This window comes from Pseudomonas sp. efr-133-TYG-23 (assembly GCF_030209215.1).
GTDB classification, from domain to species: Bacteria; Pseudomonadota; Gammaproteobacteria; order Pseudomonadales; family Pseudomonadaceae; genus Aquipseudomonas; species Aquipseudomonas rhodesiae.
Genome location: NZ_JARVSL010000025.1, coordinates 14687 through 32912 on the forward strand (window position 1 = coordinate 14687; position 18226 = coordinate 32912).

Sequence of the window (18226 nt, forward strand, 5' to 3'; positions counted from 1 at the left end):
TCTAGTCCCATAACAGAATTTGCAGGTTCGGTTTGACCGCTACGGTCAGCCCTTGTGTGCCGCTGACCGGGGTTTGCGTGCCGCGCAATGGGTCATACAGGGTGGCGCGGGCCAAACCGGGCAAGTGCGCGTTACCGCCCTTGGCCGACCAGAAGAACCATAGCTTGCGCCCGTCCGCGCGGGTCCAGCTGATGCTGAACAGGCCGTCGGGCAGGCGGTCGGCGTTGGGCGGGTCGGCGGGAGTGAGCGTGGGCCCGCTGACGTCGAGGAAGTTTTTCAGCGCGGTGTAGACCGGCTTGGGGTTGGCGTCGATGTCCAGCAAGCCGTAGGACTGATCGCGCACGCTGGCGCGTTGGTCGAGGTCGCTGAGGGTGAACAGGAAAATCCTGTCGTAGTCCAGCGCGCTCATCAGGGCCAGGCGCCGCACCACGTAATCGGCCTGAGTTTGCGCAGAGATAAGGTCCTGCGCGTCCTTGGGCCCTTTGTACGTCGACCAGCCCCACTCGGTACTCCACAAGGTCTGGACACCGCTGTTGCGCAGGGCCTGGTTGAGCTGGGTGGTCTTGGCGACAAAGTCCAGGTTGGCCGGGTCGTTGCCTTCGGGCAACTGGGTGTACGGGTGGTACGAAATGACCGTGTTCAGGCTGGCCACGCCCAGCGCGCCGAGGGCGTCGAGCATGGACTGGCCGTTGGGCATCTCGCCGAAGAACGCCATGCCGGCGGCCACCACCGGTTTGCTCGGGTTGACCGTGCGCAGCGCCGTGGCGGTGATCGTCAGCAGCCTGGCATACCCGGCCGGGTCGGCCACCGGGCGCCAGAAGCCCAGCAGGTTCGGCTCGTTCCACACTTGCCAGGCGTTAACGCTGGGGTAGCGCTGGGACAGCAACAGCATGCGGTTGGCGAATACGTTCGGGTCTTTGGGCGGGTACTGGTCCTGATAGGACGCGCCGACCGGTGCGGTGGTTGCGAAGGGCGCGGACCCGACCAGATAGAACACCGACTTGAGTTGGTTGTCTTGCAGCTTCTGCACCAACTGATCCAGGGTCGCCACCCGGTATTGACCCTCGACGGGCTCCAGTTGGTCCCAGTGCAAGTCCAGGCGCACCCACTCCAGCCCAAGCGCCTTGAGACGGTCGATCTGTTTCTGATAACGCTCGGGGCTGAACCATAGGAACTGCGCGTTCACCCCGAGAAAATCCTTCCACACCACCGGCTTGCCGGCCTTGAGCACATGGCTTTCGGCATCCGCCGGACGGCCCCAGAAAAACGCCGTCAGGCTCAAGGCTGCAACGACGGCCAGGCTGGCGAGGTACGTGCGTTTACGCGCCATGGCGGGCTCCTGCGATGGCTTGACCGAACAGTTCGACGAATTTTTCCGCAGTCAGAGGCCACAAACGCTGGCGTCCGATTTCTCCGGCGCTTTCGGCCCAGTCCCGGGCCAGCAGCGGTTGACGCGCCAGCCTCAGAAGCTGCTCGCTCAGCGCGGCCACATCGCCCTCGGGATAGATCGCCCCGTTGCCGCTGGCCACTTCCTCGGCAAAGGCGCGGGCATCGGAAGTGATCGCGCCGCGCCCGCAAGCTGCGGCCCAGGACAGCGCACCGCTGGTGCCACGCTGGCGCCCCAACAGGCCGAGTTTTTTCGACTCGCGATAAGGCAACACCATTACATGGTGATCTTGGATGGTCTGAGCGATCTGCTCAGCCGGCAGGTTCAGTTGCCAGTCGACGGCATCGGCCAGGCCCAGTGCGACGATCTGAGCGTTGAGCTGTTCCAGGTAGTTGCCGCCCGCGCCGAAAGCCATCTCCGGCGCGGTGCCGCCGGCCAGTGTCAGGCGCACCCGTTCGCGCAACTGCGGGTCTTGTTTGAATACGTCCGCCAGCGCCTGAACCAGGTCTTCGATGCCCTTGCCGCGGTAGATAAACCCAAAGTACAGCAGGCGCAGGGGCTCCAGCGGCGGCAGCGCAACCGGGTCGATGGCCAGGTTGGCATGGTTGATCACCGCCACTTTGCCGGCGGGCAATTGCATGCGCTGGCTCAGGCACCCCGCGCCCAGGCGCGTAAGGGTAACCAGACGCGTCAGGCTTTGGGCCACCTGACGTTCTTCGCGCAGGGTCAAGGGATCGGCCAGCACCACGGCCGCCTGAGGCATCGGGCTGGGCAGGCGCTCCACCAGATTCAACGGAAATGGCAGACGCTCGCGTCGCCAGACCATGCGCTCCGGGTCGTGTACGGTGGCGGTCAGGGGCAATCGCGGGTAGGCCTTGCGCAGTTCACGCAAGGCCAGGAATTCCCCCAGGCGCCCGCCGCCCAGCTCGGCGTGGACCAGGTCCACGGTGTGCCAATCAAAGGCGCTGATGGCCGACCTGATTGCATCGCTGTTGCCCGCCACGCCCGCCAGCGGGGTCAGCACCGTCACGCCACGCGCTTGGAGTGCCGTGCGGAAATGGTTCGCGTAGTCGGCGATGCCATTTTTCTCCGGCGGCAGCGGCGCGAGCAGAGCGATACGCATCAGAACGCTCCCCGGTATTTGGCGATGGTCTTGAGTACTTTGGACGGCACTTCGAACTTGCGCCGGTTGATGATGATGCCGTCGACTTTGCCGAACGCAGTGTTGAGGATCGATAGCGCATGCTCGACCACCGGCACCGTGCTCTTCTGGGCTTCCACCACCAGTGCGATCAGGTCGGCGCGGCGCAGTGTGATGAACGCATCGCGGTTGTCCAGCAGGGCCGAGGCGTCCAGCAGCACCACTTCGCCCGGCGCCGCCGGCTCAGCGCCGCCGACCCGTACGTTGATGCCGTTTTCATCGAGTAGCTGGCGCAATTGTTCGACCACAAAGGTCACACCTTCGCCATGTCGCGCCGAGGTCAGGCCCAACGTCAGACCCCGTTCGGCGATGCGGTCCGGGCGCAACAGGCTGTAGAGCCGGTAGATGCTCGCATTGAACGCGTTGGTGCCTTGCGCGGTGCTGGTGTCCAGTTCCGGCAGGGTGGTCCACAGCGGCAGGCCGAACTTGCGTTCCACCAATCCACCGTCGTGGATGCGCTGATCCAGCAGGTAGCACAGGTACACCACCAACAGGCCGACAACGATGGCGAACGGAATCGCCAGCACCAGCATCACCAGGGTTTTGGGGAAGATCCGCCCGGGGTTGAGGGTGGCTTCTTCGATCACCGCGATATTGCTGATCTGGCTGTTGTCCAGCTCACGGTCGATGCGCGATTTCTCCAGGTTGTCGACGTACAGCGCGTAGTTACGCTCGGTGGCGCTTAGCTCCCGGGCCAGGCGGGTCAGCTCCGGCTCAATCTCCAGGGCTTGCTTGCGTTGGCTTTCAAGGTTGGCCAGTTGCTTCTGTTGCTGGGTCAGTTGGGTGCGCAGGGCGCGATTGTTGCTCGACTCGTCCAGCAGCACCCGCTGCAAGTGGATTTCCAGGGTGTTGGGCGCGCGGTTCTCGGAGCTTTGCACCGTGTCGCTCTCGCTGGCGACCTGGGCCTGCATGGCTTTGATCGACGCATCCAGGGCTTTGACCGGCGGCGCGTTGTCAGTGTAGGTGCGCATCATGTCAGCCTTTTCCAGCAGCTTCTGGTTGAGCAGGCGACGCAGGTCCTGCTGCTGCGGGTTGAGTGCGATCTGGCGCACCGTGGTGACTTCCTTGGGCTGGCTCTTGAGCTGGTTACGGGTGCTCTCGATGGCGCTGTCGGACGAGGCGATCAGACGTGTGGTGTTGAACACCTCGCCACGCAGCACATTGATGCGCTCGGACAAATCCTCCAGACGATCGGTGATGCTCGCCGCGCCGATTTGATTCAGGTGCGTAAGGATCTGCTGCTTGTAGCTCTTGATCTCGGTGGCGCTGTTGGACACCTGCCCCTCGTAGAAGGCATAGAGGCTTTTGCGCCCCAGGGCCTGGGTGCGTTCGCTGATATAGGTTTCGACCCAGTGCTTGACCACCTCCTGGGCAATCTGCGGATCGCCCCAGGTGAAGGTGATGTCCATCACCGTGGAGCCGGCGGCATGGCTGACGTCAAAGTTCTTTTCCAGGCTGGCGGCGAGGCGTTCCACCGGGGTGGTTTTTTCCACGATGCCAACGGTTTCCAGCACCACGCGCAGGCCGTCGAACACCGCGCCGATGGCGCTCTTGACGTAGTACTTGATGCGCTTCCAGGCGCCTTCCGGCGGCGGTGCGTTATTGATTACTTCCAGGTAGTGCTCGGCCACCGCGCGCACGATCGGCCGCCCGGTCAGCAGGCGCTCCTCGTCGACGATCGGGTCGCGCTGGGTGCTGGGCATGACCAGTGCCTGACGGTTGCTGATCTCGATCGGCAGTGTCGAGTCACGCCCCGGCTTGACCAGCAGGCGCGCGGTGGATTCGTACTTGGCCGGCAGCAGGAATGCCCCCAGCAAAATGATCAGCATCGCGGCAAGGGCCGCCAGTTTGAACTCGTGGCGGAAGATGAAGAACAGGCGCAGAAGATCGCGGAAAGAACGGATCTCGATCATGGGATGTCGCTCCTTTTAATTGCTGCCGCCGCTGGTGCGCGTGTAGTTGTAGCCGACGCCAATGGACTTGGTGAACGGAATCAATTGGTTCAGGTAGGTATCCACCCCCTGGATGCGCTCACCCACATTGGACTTGGGCACAAACACCACATCGCCACGTTGCAGCCGCACCGGTTTGCGCCCGTTGGGACCGGTTTTGAGCAACTGGCTGAAGTCCAGAAAGTACGCGCGGTAGGCACCCTGGGCGTCTTCGCGCAGCAACGCGACCATGCTGGCGTCGCCTGCCGGGTTGATCCCACCGGCGCCGACGATGGCTTGCTCCAGGGTATTGGCCGTGGCGATCTGCACCGCCGTCGGGTTGTTTACCGCGCCGCCGACAATCACCGAGTTGGCCGGCGCCTGGTTGATATTTACTGTCACGCGCGGCTCGCGGTAGGTGGGCGCGAGTTTGCGGGTCAGCTCGGTGGCCAGCTCCGAGGGCTGGCGTCCGGCGACCTGGATCGGGCCCAGAAACGGATAGTTGATCTTGCCGTCGGTTTGCACCGTGTACAGGGTCAGCTCGTAGATGGTGCTGACGTTGAACGCCGATAGGGTGGGCATCTCGCCGGCGTCGCGCACGATGCGCAGTTGGTCGCCGATGCGGATGCGTTCCACCGCCGGCGGCAATTGCGCCAGTTGGTCGAGGGCGCGCTTGCCGTCCTCGACGGTTTTGTCATCCGGCGCCTCGATACGCGCCGGTGTATTGCAGGCGGCCAGGGCCAGCATGGCCAGGGCGAGCAGGGTTCGTTTCATCAAGGGGGACTTCCTGTGGGTCATGATGCTCACCTCCAATACCCGGGAAACATGCTGATGCGCCGCTTGAGGGACACCGGCAGGCGCCGCTCCAGGTGGCCAAGCCGGTAACCCAGCCATTTGAATGCACTGCGTACCAGCACTTCGGGCGCACGGTGCAGCGCGCCCGCCTTGCGCAAGGCAGCCAGTTCCGCCAGCACGTAGCGCTTGCCTTCGCCGCCCGCGTCGCCGAAGGCTTGGCGGATCCACGGCTCGCGGCCGTAGAACACGCCGATATCGAAGTAGCGGTGAAACTCGTCCATGAGTGAGTAATCGTGGGAGTGATGCACCTGCGCCGTCGCGGCGTAGCGCACTTTGTAGCCATCGAGCAGCAGGCGCGCCGCGACGTAGGCGTCTTCGCTGCCGATCACATCGACGGGGAACCCACCCACGGCGTGCAGCGCGCTGCGTCGGTACACGGCAAACGAGTCGGAGCTGAAGCAGGTCTTGATCCCCAGCTCCGGCGCGTCGACCAGGCTTTTGCTGCGGCTGTGGGGCGGGTAGTTGAAGTGCCGCGACTGCGCCCCCAGCAGCCCGGCGTCGGGGTGTGGTAACTGGCGCCCATAGGCGACGCCGTTGAGCGGGTCCTGCTGCAGCTCATCAAGCAGGTTGGCGAAGGTGTCGGGGGCAGCGGGAATGGCATCCTGGGTCATCACGATCAGTGCGTCGCCGCCCACTCGTTCGCTGGCCCAGCGCCGGGTGCCGCCGTGATTGAAGGTGCGCGCGTCGATCACTTCGACCCGTGCGCCGAAGGCGCGAAAGCGCGCCACGGTGTCGTCGCTGGAGGCGCTGTCCACCACCAGCATCTCGTCCGGTTGCAAGGTTTGCATCGCCAGGGCCGGCAGTAACCGCGCCAAGTGGCTGGATGCGTTGCGGGTCGGGATGATCAGCGCGGTACGCATGTCATTTTTTCGCGTCGGCCGGGGCGCGGCCGTAAATGTCATCGAAACGCACGATGTCGTCCTCGCCCAGATACTCGCCGCTCTGTACCTCGATCATTACCAGGTCGATGATGCCGGGGTTGGTCAGCCGGTGTTTGTGCCCGGCGGGGATGTACGTGGATTCGTTGGCGTTGATCAGAAATTCCCGTTCGCCGTTGGTGATCTGCGCCGCGCCGCTGACCACCACCCAGTGCTCGCTGCGATGGTGATGCATCTGCAGCGACAGCGACGCTAAGGGTTTGACCACGATGCGCTTGATCTTGAAGCGGCTGCTTTCCTCCAGCACCGTGTAGGTGCCCCATGGCCGCGTGACGGTGCGGTGCAGGCTGTATGCCGGGTGATTCTGGCGCTTGAGTTCGGCGACGATGTAACGCACATCCTGGCTGCGGTGGGCGTCGGCGATGAGCAGCGCGTCGGGGGTGTCGACAATGATCAAGTCGCGCACGCCGACCGCGCCGAGTACGCGTTTTGGCGAGTCGATGTAGCAGTTGTGTACGTCATGCAAAATCGCTTCGCCGTTAACTTGGTTGCCGTGGGCATCGTTGGGCGTGAGTTGGCGCAGCGCTTCCCATGAGCCGATATCGCTCCAGCCGATGTCGCAGGGGATCACGGCAACCTGGGCGGACCTCTCCATCAGCGCCACGTCGATGGAGATATCCGGCGCCTTGCCGAACGCCTCCGCATCCAGTTCACGCTGGCGCGAGGCGCTGTTCTGCAGGCTCTGGCTGTGTTCCAGCGCGGCGCGTGCGGCTTGCAGCACGTCGGGCGCATGGGTGGCCAGTTCATCCACCAGGGTGCTGGCCTTGAAGCAGAACATGCCGGCGTTCCACAGGTGTTTGCCACCGTCGAGGTAGGCCTGGGCGGTGGCCTGATCGGGCTTCTCGACGAAGCGTTTGACCCGGTTGCCGTGGGTGAGCGCTTCGCCTTGCTCGATATAGCCAAAGCCGGTTTCCGCGTGGTCGGGCTGGATGCCGAAGGTCACCAGGAAACCGGCGTCGGCCAGTTCGCGGGCCTGAGTCACGGCTTCGGCGAACGCGACTTCATTCAGTATCAGGTGGTCCGCTGGCATCACCAGCAACTGCGCCGTATCGCCGAAATGCTCTTGCACATGCAATGCCGCGACCGCGATGGCCGCCGCCGTGTTGCGCCCGAACGGCTCCAGCAACAGGTCCAGGGGCAAGCGGGCTTTGTTCACGCTGCGGTAGTCATCGAGGGTGCGAAACAGCAGGTCGCGGTTGGTCACTGTCAGCACATTTTCCACGCCGGGCAGTTTGGCGGCGCGCTGGAAAGTTTTCTGCAACAGGCTCTGGCCGTCACGCATGCGCATGAAAGGCTTGGGCATATTTTGTCGCGACACCGGCCACAGCCGCGTACCCGAACCACCGGAAATGATGCAGGGGATTAATCCGTTGAGGGTATTCATCAATACACTTCCTTGGTGGACAGGACGGCCGGGACCGTCATGAAAACGATGTACAGGTCAAACCACACCGACCACTTGGAGATGTATTCCAAGTCGTACTCGACACGTTTCTGGATTTTGAACAGGGTATCGGTTTCCCCCCGGTAACCGTTGATCTGCGCCCAGCCGGTGATGCCCGGTTTTACCCGATGACGGGAGCTGTATTCGCTCACCGCCACTTCGAAGGGAATGCCCGCCGCCTTGGTCGCCGTGGCATGGGGGCGCGGGCCGACCATGGACATGTTGCCCAGCAGCACATTGAACAGCTGTGGCAGCTCGTCGATGCTGGTCTTGCGGATAATGCGCCCCACACGGGTGATGCGCGGGTCTTCGCGGGTGGTCTGACGCTCGGCGGTGAAGTCGCTCTGGTCGGTGTACATCGAGCGGAACTTGAATACCCGGATCTCGTTGTCGTTGTAGCCGAAGCGGTTCTGGCGGAACAGCACAGGGCCTTTGGAGTCGAGCTTGATTGCAATCGCCGTCACCAGCATCACCGGCGACAGCGCCACCAGCGCCAGGCTGGCCAACAACACATCCTCGCAACGCTTGATCACCGGCGACCAACCGCGCAGGGGCAATTGCGAGGTGTTGAACATCAGGATGCCGCCCACGTCGGTGATGCGGCTGTGACCGTAGCGCAACGCGGCCATGTCGGGCACCAGCATCACGTTCACCGACATCTGCCGCAGGCGGTTGACCAGGCCGTGGATACGTTGCTCGGCGGCCCAGGGCAGGCAGATCATCACCTGGTTGACCTGCTCGGCGCGGATCAGCTTTTCCAGGTCGCGAGTGTTGCCCAGCAGCGGCAGGTTGCTCAGTTCCTTGGGGATACGCTCGGTGCGGTCATCGATAAAGCCCACCAAGCCGGAGCGAATATCGCCGTTGCGCTGCAGGTGCTCGGCCACATGCACGGCGGTGTCGGTAAAGCCCAGAATCACTGTACGTTGCAGGTATTTGCCCTGGCGCATCAGGCTGCGGTACAGGCGCAGCATCAGCAGGCGTTCCAGGCAGAACAGACCGAGGCTGGCGATGTACCACGCCACCAGGTTGCGCGGGGTCAACTGCGGGAACATCTGCAGAATCTGGTACATGAACAACAGGATGCAAAACGCCGCCGACCACGCCTTGATCTTGGTTTTCAGACGCATGCGGTTGCTGAACAATTCTTCGGAGTAGATGCCCAGCGCCTGGAATAAAATGATGGTCAACGCCGCAAAGAACACCAGCAGGCCAAGGAAGTGCGTGCGCATCTCCGGGGCCATCGGGTCCAGGAAAAACACCAGCACCAACGGTGGCAAAATAGCCGACAGACCGTGGATCAATTTGACGAAAACAACAAAGAATTCAACAAAACCGGCGCGCGTTAAAAACAGGCTGTCGACGGACGACTTCTGTCGCATAAAACATCCCTCATTGCACTCCAGGCGTGTCGTTTCGGCGTTTAAGCAGCAAGCTGCATTGGCGCTGAGTTGAACAACGGCACGCTGGGTAATACGCAACTATCCAATTCAAAAGGATCAATCCAATTGAATTGAATACGCGGGGCTAAAACTAAGGAGCGTTTCCTTTAAGGATTAGTCAACGAGTTGACGATGCTGCGGAATGGCTTGTTAGAAGGGTTAAGCGCTGGAGCTTTCGGCATTTTATTGACCTTCCTTGTTCGAGACTATCGCCTTTGAATATGCTTTTGAGTGTAGGAATAAATATGAGATTTTTCCTGCTCAATGCAAAAAAACCTTTTTCGAAGGGAGGTAGGAAAGGGGGACAAAAGGTCAGGCAGGACCCACTGGAGGCCCTGCCACCGGGCGGGGGAGGGTTCAGAAGTTACCTTTCAGACTGACCGTAAAATTACGCGGCTCTCCCCACCCGACGGCAGGGGCGTCCCGTTGATCGTTCTTGGCGCCGACCCGCCTTTCAAAGCGTATCCAGCTCAATTTTTTGTGTGGGTCGGGCGTGCTGATTAATCTACGGGCTTTCACCCAGGACGACTCGGGCATGATCGATTTTGCAACCTTGGCGGTTTTTTCCGGCGCAGTGCTGTTGTTGCTCCTGTCACCGGGGCCGAACATGGCGTTCGTAATCAGTCATGGCATCTCCCATGGCTGGCGCGGTGGCCTGGCCGCGAGCCTGGGGATCGGTGTGGCCGACATGGTGTTGACGGTGCTGACCGCCACCGGTGTCACCGCAGTGGTTGCCGGTTGGCCGCCGTCGTTCGACCTGATTCGCTATGCCGGCGTGGGCTACCTGCTGTGGCTGGCGTTCAAAACCGTGCAAAACCGCCCCGGTAATGCGGTCGCTGCCGTCGAGCCCGTGGCGCTCAAGCGTGTATTCCTGCACGCCATGCTCAACAGTCTGCTCAATCCCAAGGCGTTGCTGTTTTTTGTCGTGTTCCTGCCGCAGTTCGTACAACCCGAGGCGGGGGCGATTGCCGGGCAACTGTTGCTGCTTGGAGGAATTCTGACGCTGATCGCTGCGATATTTCATGGCGTGCTGGGGTTCAGCGGCGGCGCCATCCGCCGTTGTTTCAGTGGCCGCCCGGGCAGCGCCGTGCTGCAAAGATGGGGGCTGGCCACTGTGTTGACGGCGTTGGCAGTGCGCCTGGCGCTGATGTCCCGGCCCGCTTGATGCCGCCTTTAGCCCAGGCGTGCGGCCGCGCGCGCGGTGATCTCGCCACGGGTCTTGCGCGATTCGACGGTGCGCTTGTTGGCTTCATCCAGCACCGCCTGCGGAGCTGTGTCCGGGCGGCCGGCGTTGAAGGGCGGGGCCGGCGCGTATTCAAGCTGCAACTGCACCAATTGCGCGGCCTCCGGGCTGTACAGCTCGGCGGCCAGGGTCAGGGCGAAATCGATCCCGGCCGTAATGCCCCCACCGGTCAATAGGTTAGCGTCGCGCACCACGCGGTCTTGCACCGGGATGGCGCCGAGCGGGGCGAGCATATCGTGGTAGGCCCAATGCGTGGTGGCTTTGCGACCGCGCAGCAGGCCGGCCGCGCCGAGCACCAGCGAACCGGTGCACACCGAGGTCACGTAACGCGCGGTATCGGCCTGGGCCTTAAGGAAGTCCAGGGTGACCGGGTCTTCCATCAGCGCGCCAACGCCCGAACCGCCGGGCACGCAGATCACGTCCAGGGCGGGGCAATCGGCGTAGGTCATGGTCGGGGTGAACACCAGGCCGGTACTGGAGGTGACCGGCGCCAGGTCCTTCCACACCAAGTGCAGCTTGACGTCCGGCAGCGAGCCCAGCACGTCGTAGGGGCCGGTAAGGTCCAGTTGCTGGATGCCGGGAAACAAAACAAAACCGATATGCAGGGTCATCAAGAACGCTCCGAGATAGGGGTGGACGGCCTCACTGTAGAGGCCTAGGCTTTGGCGAATACGCCATTGAGCCCACAAATCACGCCAATCATGACCCGAACCGTCCACGTCCTCGCGTTCCCTAATGCCCAAGTGCTCGACGTCACCGGGCCGTTGCAAGTGTTCGCCTCCAGCAATGACCTGGCGCGCCAGCGCGGTCTGCCGCTGCCTTATACCGTGTCAGTGATTGCCGCCCAGACGGAACCGGTGATGACCTCTGCCGGCCTGGCGCTGGTGGCCGAGCCGCTGCCCGCCGTCGATGCGCCGTGCGACACCTTGGTGATCGCCGGCGGCTGGGGGGTGTACAGCGCCGCCGATGACCCGTCGCTGGTGGCGTGGGTGCGCGATAAGGCCCGGCATACCCGGCGCATGACCTCGGTGTGCACCGGCGCGTTCCTGCTGGCTGCCAGCGGTCTGCTCGACGGTTGCCGCGTGGCGACCCACTGGACGCGTTGCGAGGAGCTGGCCAAACGCTTCCCGTCGCTGACGGTGGAGGCCAATCCGATTTTCATCCAGCAGGGTTCGGTGTGGACTTCCGCCGGCGTCACCGCTGGCATCGACTTGTGCCTGGCCTTGGTGGAGGAGGACCTGGGGCGCGCCGTGGCGTTGGAAGTCGCGCGCCATCTGGTGGTATTTCTCAAGCGCCCGGGTGGGCAATCGCAATTCAGCGCGACCCTGGCCCTGCAAGAGGGCGGCAGCCGCTTCGCCGAACTGCATGCGTGGATCGCAGAACACCTCACCCTCGATTTGAACATCGCCACCCTGGCCAGCCAGGCTGGCATGAGCGAGCGTAGCTTTGTGCGCCACTACCGCGCCGAAACCGGCCAGACTCCCGCACGCGCTGTGGAGCTGATCCGTGTCGAAACCGCGCGCCGGCAATTGGCCGACAGCAGCGCCTCGATCAAGCGCATCGCCGTGCAGTGCGGTTTTGGCAGCGAGGAAACCCTGCGCCGCAGCTTCCTGCGCGCCCTCGACGTGACGCCCCAGGCCTATCGCGAACGCTTCAGCGCGCCGGTCTAGGCGAGCAACTCCAGCAGCGCATCCAGGGTCGCCTGCGGTGCCTCCTGAGGGATGTTATGGCCCACGCCGGGCAGCACGCGGCGCTGATAAACGCCGCTGAAGTGCACCGCGTCTTCATCTTCCTCAGAGGGCGGCCCCACGCCGTCGTCGGCGCCGCATAGGGAAATGCAAGGCACCGTGATCGACGGCTGTTGCGCGAGGGCCTGTTCAATCGATTCCAGTGCGGGATCGCCGGGCGCATACATGAAACGGTGACGATACGAGTGAATCACCACCTCGACAAAATCCGGGTTGTCGAACGAAGGCGCCGTCTGCTCGTACAGGCTCGGGCCTGCGGACCAGGTCGGCGACCACAGTGACCACAACAGTTCACACAATTCACGGCGGTTGGCGGTCAAGCCGTCGACGCCGCGCTGCGTGTGAAAGTAGTACTGGTACCACAAGCGATGCTCGGTTTCGGGCTGGCGTGGCGCGGTGGACTGGGCAATGTCCTGAATGTTGTAGCCATCCCCGCTGACCAGCGCGCGCACCCGTTGCGGCCACAGTGCGGCGACGATGCACGCGGCGCGCCCACCCCAGTCGTAGCCTGCCAGGGTGGCGCGGGGGATCGCCAGCGCATCCATGAAATCCAGCAAGTCCTTGGCCAGCGCTGCCTGTTGCCCGGAGCGCAGCACCTGATCGTGGATAAACCGCGTCGGGCCGTAACCGCGCAGGTATGGGACCAGCACACGGTAGCCGCGCTCGGCCAGCGGCGGCGCGATAGCGTCATAGGCGCGCGGGTCGTAGGGAAAGCCATGCAGCAAAATCACCGGCTCGCCGTCCAGGGGGCCATGAGTTTCATAGGCGATGTCGAGCATGGACGTGCGCGCGTACAGCAGTGGAGCGAGGAGGGCCATGGGAAGGTTCCTATGGGTGGTTCGGGTTCTGCCCACTGTAGTTCAAAGGCCAGCGGCGGGCAGCGTGGCGCTGCTCGCCCTGTGCAGGTTTTACGGTTGCCACACAGTCTTGGCGCCACTGAGCTTACGGTCCAGAAACGTGGCCGCGCTGATCAAGGCCAAGTGGCTCAACGCCTGGGGCGTGTTGCCCAGGTGGCGCGCCTGGTTGTCGAACTCTTCGGCGTACAGGCCCAGTGGGTTGGCGTAGCGCAACAGTTGCTCGAACTCCAGGTGGGCTTTTTCCACCTGGCCGGCGCGGGCCAGGCATTCGACGTACCAGAACGAGCACGCGGCGAACGCACCTTCGGTGCCTTGCAGGCCGTCGATCTGGCTGTCGTCGTTGCGATAGCGGTAGACCATGCCGTCGCGCACCAGGCTTTTCTGAATCGCCTCCAGGGTGCTCAGCCAGCGCGGGTCCGTGGCCGCGACGAAGCGCACCAGCGGCATCAACAGCATCGAACCGTCCAGCGCGGTGCTGCCGATGTACTGCACAAAATGCCCGCGTTCTTCGTTCCAGAAGTTGCTCCAGATATCGGCGTAGATCGCTTGGCGAGTCTGGTCCCAGCGCGCGAACGGTGCCGGCAGCGAGCGCTTGGAGGCCAGACGGATCGCACGATCCAACGCCACCCAGCACATCAGGCGCGAGTGCAGAAAGTGGTGTTGCTCACCGCGCATTTCCCAGATGCCGACATCCTTGTGGTTCCAGATTTCGCAGACCTGATCGGCAACCTCCACGGTATGTTTCCAGCCTTCGTGGGAGATGGCTTCGCCGTACTTGTTGACCAGGTAAACCGCGTCCATCAGTTCGCCGTAGATATCCAACTGAATCTGATCGAACGCTTCGTTGCCGATGCGCACCGGCGTGGCGCCGCCGTGGCCGCCGAGGTGGTCTAGCTCGGTCTCCGGCAGTTCCTGGCGACCGTCGATGCCATAGAGGATGTTGATTTTGGTCGGCTGGCCGCAGCAATCGCTGACCCGCCCCCTGAGCCAGCGCATGTAAGCGTTGGCTTCCTCGACAAAGCCCAGGCGCATAAAGGCGTAGACGGTGAACGAGGCGTCGCGGATCCAGGTGTAGCGATAGTCCCAGTTGCGCTCGCCGCCCGGGGTTTCCGGCAGGCCGAAAGTGGCGGCGGCGATGATCGCGCCGTGCCGGCGCGAGGTCAGCAGTTTGAGCGCCAGGGCCGAGCGGTTGACCATCTCGCGCCAGCGCCCGCGGTAGGTGGATTGGGCGATCCAGCCGCGCCAGAACTTCAGGGTGTGGGCCAAGGCCAGGTCGGTGCAGCCGCCGTCTACCCGTGGGTCGTCCTGGCCACCGAGTACGAACTCGGCCGTTTCTTCCTGATTCAGGGTGAAGGTGGCCACGGCTGCGTTGTCGTCGAGCTGCAACGTCTGGCTGCCGGACAACCGCAGGCCGGGTTGGCCCTGGGCGGTGAAGCATACGGTGCCGTTGTCGAGGCCGGCGTGGGTCGGCGTTCGCCCATAGTCGTGACGCACTGCGCAACGCAGGTGCAAAGTGGCACTGCCGCTGACCACTCGCACGCGGCGGATCAGCAGCGGCAGGTCGTCGATTTCTTCGCTGATAGTCAGCAGGTCGGTGATTTCCACCACGGCAGTGTCGCTGAGCCAGCGGGTTTGCAGAACGTTGGTGTCGGGCAGGTAGATCTGCTCGCGGCGCGCGTTGGGCAGGTCTGGGGTGAGTTGGAAGGTGCCGGCCTCGGGCGAGTCCAGCAGTGCGCAAAAGATCGACGGGCTGTCAAATTCCGGCCAGCAGAAAAAGTCGATGCTGCCTTTGTCGTTGACCAGGGCGGCGCTGCGCATATCGCCGATGATGCCATGGGCATCGATGGCGCTTTGGGGTTCGTTTTTAAGATCAACCATTGTCGCGAAACTCCGGATACAGGCTCATGCCGCCATCGATAAACAGGGTGCTGCCGACCACATAGTCGGAGGCGTCGCTGGCCAGCCACACCACGGCGTTGGCCACGTCCTCCACGTCACCCACGCGCCCGTAGGGAATCAGTTTGAGCAACTCTTTTTGCGCCGCGCCTTCGGTGGCGGCGCGGTTGATGGCGGTGCGAATCGCCCCCGGCGCGATGCCGTTGATACGGATGCGCTGCTCGCTGACTTCCTGGGCGAGGGTGCGCATCAGCATCTCCACGCCGCCTTTGGATGCCGCGTAGTTCGCATGCCCGGCCCAGGGGATCACTTGGTGCACCGAGCTCATATGGATAATTTTGCCCGCCGCTCGCGACACGCCTTCGCGTACGCCTTGGCGCTTGAAGATGCGCACCGCCGCACGGGCGCAGAGGAATTGCCCGGTCAGGTTCACGCCGATGACCGCGTTCCAGTCGTCGAGGCTCATGTCGACGAAGGCGGCGTCCTTCTGCATGCCGGAATTGGCCACCAGGATGTCCAGGTGCCCGAAGGCGTCGAGGGTCTGGGCGAACAGCCGTTCCACATCGTCTTCCTTGGAGACATCCGCGCCGATGGCAATCGCCCGGCCACCTTCGGCATTGATCTGCGCCGCCAATGCTTCGGCGGGGGCGGCCTGGGCGTTGTAATTGAGCACCACCGCGGCGCCGGCTTGCGCCAGGGCTTTGGCCGCACCGGCGCCGATTCCGGAACTGGCGCCGGTTACCAGCGCCACTTGTTGCTCCAACGAGATATGCATGCACACCCAGCCTTTGATTCGTGAGTTCAGTTAGCTGACTGATGGCACACAAGGGAAGTTCAGATGCCTGGATTCCGGCGCTTACGGATTAAAGCTTATCTGATATAAAAATTAAAATATAAATAACTAGATGGTATTAACAAGCCGGCTAAAAGCGTTTGACAGGATTTTGCGCCCCGTGTTTTATAGGGACACCTCAATCCGCTCCGCTGGTAGTTCAGAAGTCATCGCGGAGTTACCTATAAGAGATGCCCATGTTTTCATTGGCCGTTATAGGGGAACTACCAGATCAGGGGCCGGCGCCTGTCCGTATTGGCTTGCCTATGTCAGTGATCTTCAATGGCAATGATGTCGTCGTGCACATTGGAGTTGTCACCCTGTCTGCAGTACGCTCCCTGATTATTAATTACGTGCTCATGCGTAAGTTGTTTGCTTGTTTTGCAGCCTTGAACACCCAACGGTTATACGTGGGGGCATGCTTAGTTCATCGCTGTTGATAAGTACCCGCTGTCGTCCCTGTCATTAAATAACCCTTATCCGAGGAGGATGTGTCGTGGGCACTCCGGGTTACTTAGAACAACTAAAAAGTCATGACCCTCGTTCAGAGTTGTGGTGGGATTCATCCCCCGTGTTGTATGCCCCCCATAAACACTGCTTGCTGGATAAGTACCCAACGGTAGCTGCATATATCGAGCGGTTGATGCCGGATGATTGGTGCCAGTCGCGAAGTTTCAGCAGCGTGACCACTAACCCGCGTCTGGTGACTGCGGTGATTCTGGACAGACGGGAATACGGGGCTTCACGCGTTGATCAGAGCAATCTGTCGCCTGAGGCGTTGCACAAAAAGTTGTACGACGAAGTAATTATCGACGGTGCGTCGGCGCTCAAAACCCTGTGGGAGCAATCGTTACACGCTGAGGGCTGGATGTGCGCTCAGGTGGAGCCGAGCGACGTGCGCTGCGCCCAGCGCATGACCGCCCGCGGCATGGAGCTGCATCACCTGGCACCGAACGTGATGGTCAAGGTGCCGGGCAGCCAGGAAGGTTTGGCGAGCGTCGAGCACCTGGTGGCGCGAGGGGTGTCGATCAACATCACCTTTTGTTTTACGGTCTCGCAGTTCCAGGCGGGTTTGCAGGCCATTGAGCGTGGCCGACTCAGTGCGCGCAGCCATGGCATCGATACGCGCCATTGCAAGTACGTGATTACCTACATGATCGGGCGCTTTGGCTGTCAGCCCGAGTTCGCCCAGCAAGCCGCCGCCCGCAGTATGGCGCTGGCACCGCAGGAATTGCGCTGGGCCGAACTGCTGATTTACGAGCAGATCCAGGCCCTGGTGGCCGCGTCGCGCGTGCCGGTCCACACCTTGCTGTCGAGCCTCAAAATCGACGTCGATGCGCGTGGCGACCAGCATTGCTGGCACCTGGAACGCACCGGCCTGAGCGCCACCTACTACACACTCACGCCGGAGATGGTGGCGTTTCTAGTGGAGCGCGAAAGCCGTGGCCAACCCGTGCTGCCCGCCCATGCGCCGCTGCAGGTACCGCCTGCGACGTTCGCCAAGTTGATGCGGATTCCGTACTTCTACCAAGCCTATTTGCTCGACAGCATCGCGCCGCAGGACTTCGCCCGCCATGCAGCCTTTGTCACCGCCTGCAACGAGGCCAACGCCGCGCACCGGCGCCTGACCGATCACTGTGTTCGCCTGTGCGCCGCGGCCCAGCCCTCCAGACGCTCGATCAACGAAATTCTGGCGACCGAATATGGGAGCGTGGCATGAACCAAATGGTTGCCTTATGGGCACACCCGCGCTCGCGTTCCACGGTGCTGGAACGCGTATTTATCGAGCGCGGGGACTTCGAAGTCTTCCATGAGCCTTTTGCTCATGGGGCATTTTCCGCCGATTCCAGCATTCCTTCGGACGACTGGGATCATGCTTTTCCCACGACTTATACGGCGATCAAGCAACGGCTGATCGAAGCGGCAAGCCGTTCCCCGGTGTTTCATAAAGATATGTGTTACCACTGCCTGGAGGAGTTGAAGGTCGACGTCGACTTTCTCGCCTGCCAAGACAATGTATTTATTATCCGCGAGCCGGTCAGCAGTATTGTTTCCCACCACCGTATATACCCGGATATGCCGTTACAGGCGATTGGGTATAAAGCGCAGTACGAGATCTTTTGTGTGCTGAAAAAGCTCACCGGTAAAGTACCGTATGTGATTAATGCCGATGATCTGGCCGCCGATCCGCAACACGTTATACGTAAACTCTGTGATTATTTGAATATTGAGTTTCTGCCTCGCGCTTTGTCTTGGAAGCGCGAATGCCCGCCGCAATGGAAGATGTGGAGACGTTGGCATGTGACCGCCGAAAACAGTGAACGGATTATCGCACCTGATAAACAAGGTATGGATATAACGCTATTCGAACAGTGCGCAAAATTAAAAAGCTTATATGACTATCACCGGCCGTTTTACGAGCGCATGAACGCGTTTTGTCAATAAGGAGCCTGAC

General features: G+C 62.1%; 15 protein-coding genes. 4 read left to right on the forward strand and 11 right to left on the reverse strand.

Translation table 11 applies throughout. The annotated features are described in order from the left end of the window. Window position 1: 1 nt before the first annotated feature. From QRN41_RS17605 to QRN41_RS17635, 7 genes are read right to left on the reverse strand one after another with little or no spacing between them, the layout of a single operon-like run. Window positions 2–1330: a GH39 family glycosyl hydrolase gene (locus QRN41_RS17605; protein ID WP_167417985.1), complete on the reverse strand. Its 1329-nt coding sequence runs from the start codon at window positions 1328–1330 to the stop codon at window positions 2–4. Next, on the reverse strand, window positions 1320–2510 hold the full coding sequence (locus tag QRN41_RS17610) for a glycosyltransferase (protein WP_167417984.1): 1191 nt from the start codon (window positions 2508–2510) through the stop codon (window positions 1320–1322). Before QRN41_RS17610 ends, QRN41_RS17605 begins: the two co-directional genes overlap by 11 nt. Next, the gene (locus QRN41_RS17615; protein ID WP_167417983.1) at window positions 2510–4501 is read right to left on the reverse strand and encodes a GumC family protein; all 1992 of its coding nucleotides are present in this window, start codon (window positions 4499–4501) and stop codon (window positions 2510–2512) included. The genes QRN41_RS17610 and QRN41_RS17615 overlap by 1 nt, the downstream gene beginning before the upstream one ends. A gap of 15 nt (window positions 4502–4516) precedes the next feature. After that, a complete protein-coding gene (locus QRN41_RS17620; protein ID WP_094066367.1) occupies window positions 4517–5293 on the reverse strand; it encodes a polysaccharide biosynthesis/export family protein in 777 nt (258 codons plus the stop codon). Window positions 5294–5322: 29 nt separating this feature from the next. Then, entirely contained in the window at window positions 5323–6234 is a 912-nt protein-coding gene (locus QRN41_RS17625) for a glycosyltransferase family 2 protein (protein ID WP_040267735.1), read from the reverse strand. 1 nt (window position 6235) lies between these two features. Then, the gene (locus QRN41_RS17630; protein ID WP_167417982.1) at window positions 6236–7696 is read right to left on the reverse strand and encodes a mannose-1-phosphate guanylyltransferase/mannose-6-phosphate isomerase; all 1461 of its coding nucleotides are present in this window, start codon (window positions 7694–7696) and stop codon (window positions 6236–6238) included. Further along, on the reverse strand, window positions 7696–9135 hold the full coding sequence (locus tag QRN41_RS17635) for an undecaprenyl-phosphate glucose phosphotransferase (protein ID WP_034137684.1): 1440 nt from the start codon (window positions 9133–9135) through the stop codon (window positions 7696–7698). Before QRN41_RS17635 ends, QRN41_RS17630 begins: the two co-directional genes overlap by 1 nt. Window positions 9136–9730: 595 nt before the next feature. Between QRN41_RS17635 and QRN41_RS17640 the strand changes: the two genes are divergently transcribed. Further along, a complete protein-coding gene (locus QRN41_RS17640) occupies window positions 9731–10360 on the forward strand; it encodes a LysE family translocator (RefSeq protein ID WP_167417981.1) in 630 nt (209 codons plus the stop codon). An 8-nt stretch (window positions 10361–10368) separates the two neighbouring features. Here QRN41_RS17640 and inhA read toward each other — a convergent pair whose 3' ends face one another. Continuing rightward, window positions 10369–11049: an isonitrile hydratase gene (gene inhA, locus QRN41_RS17645; protein WP_034137689.1), complete on the reverse strand. Its 681-nt coding sequence runs from the start codon at window positions 11047–11049 to the stop codon at window positions 10369–10371. 90 nt (window positions 11050–11139) lie between these two features. Between inhA and QRN41_RS17650 the strand changes: the two genes are divergently transcribed. Further along, window positions 11140–12108: a GlxA family transcriptional regulator gene (locus QRN41_RS17650; RefSeq protein WP_167417980.1), complete on the forward strand. Its 969-nt coding sequence runs from the start codon at window positions 11140–11142 to the stop codon at window positions 12106–12108. Here QRN41_RS17650 and QRN41_RS17655 read toward each other — a convergent pair. From QRN41_RS17655 to QRN41_RS17665, 3 genes are all read right to left on the reverse strand, one after another. After that, complete coding sequence (locus tag QRN41_RS17655; protein WP_167417979.1) at window positions 12105–13004, reverse strand: alpha/beta fold hydrolase; 900 nt, start codon at window positions 13002–13004, stop codon at window positions 12105–12107. The genes QRN41_RS17650 and QRN41_RS17655 overlap by 4 nt on opposite strands. A gap of 90 nt (window positions 13005–13094) precedes the next feature. Continuing rightward, window positions 13095–14921 (reverse strand): glycoside hydrolase family 15 protein, encoded by a 1827-nt coding sequence (locus QRN41_RS17660; RefSeq protein WP_167417978.1) that lies wholly within the window; start codon window positions 14919–14921, stop codon window positions 13095–13097. Then, entirely contained in the window at window positions 14914–15714 is an 801-nt protein-coding gene (locus tag QRN41_RS17665; RefSeq protein ID WP_034137692.1) for a glucose 1-dehydrogenase, read from the reverse strand. Before QRN41_RS17665 ends, QRN41_RS17660 begins: the two co-directional genes overlap by 8 nt. 700 nt (window positions 15715–16414) lie before the next feature. Here QRN41_RS17665 and QRN41_RS17670 point away from each other — a divergent pair. Further along, on the forward strand, window positions 16415–17491 hold the full coding sequence (locus QRN41_RS17670; protein ID WP_243269828.1) for a transaldolase family protein: 1077 nt from the start codon (window positions 16415–16417) through the stop codon (window positions 17489–17491). Beyond that, on the forward strand, window positions 17488–18216 hold the full coding sequence (locus QRN41_RS17675; RefSeq protein ID WP_167417976.1) for a sulfotransferase-like domain-containing protein: 729 nt from the start codon (window positions 17488–17490) through the stop codon (window positions 18214–18216). Before QRN41_RS17670 ends, QRN41_RS17675 begins: the two co-directional genes overlap by 4 nt. Window positions 18217–18226: the final 10 nt, after the last annotated feature.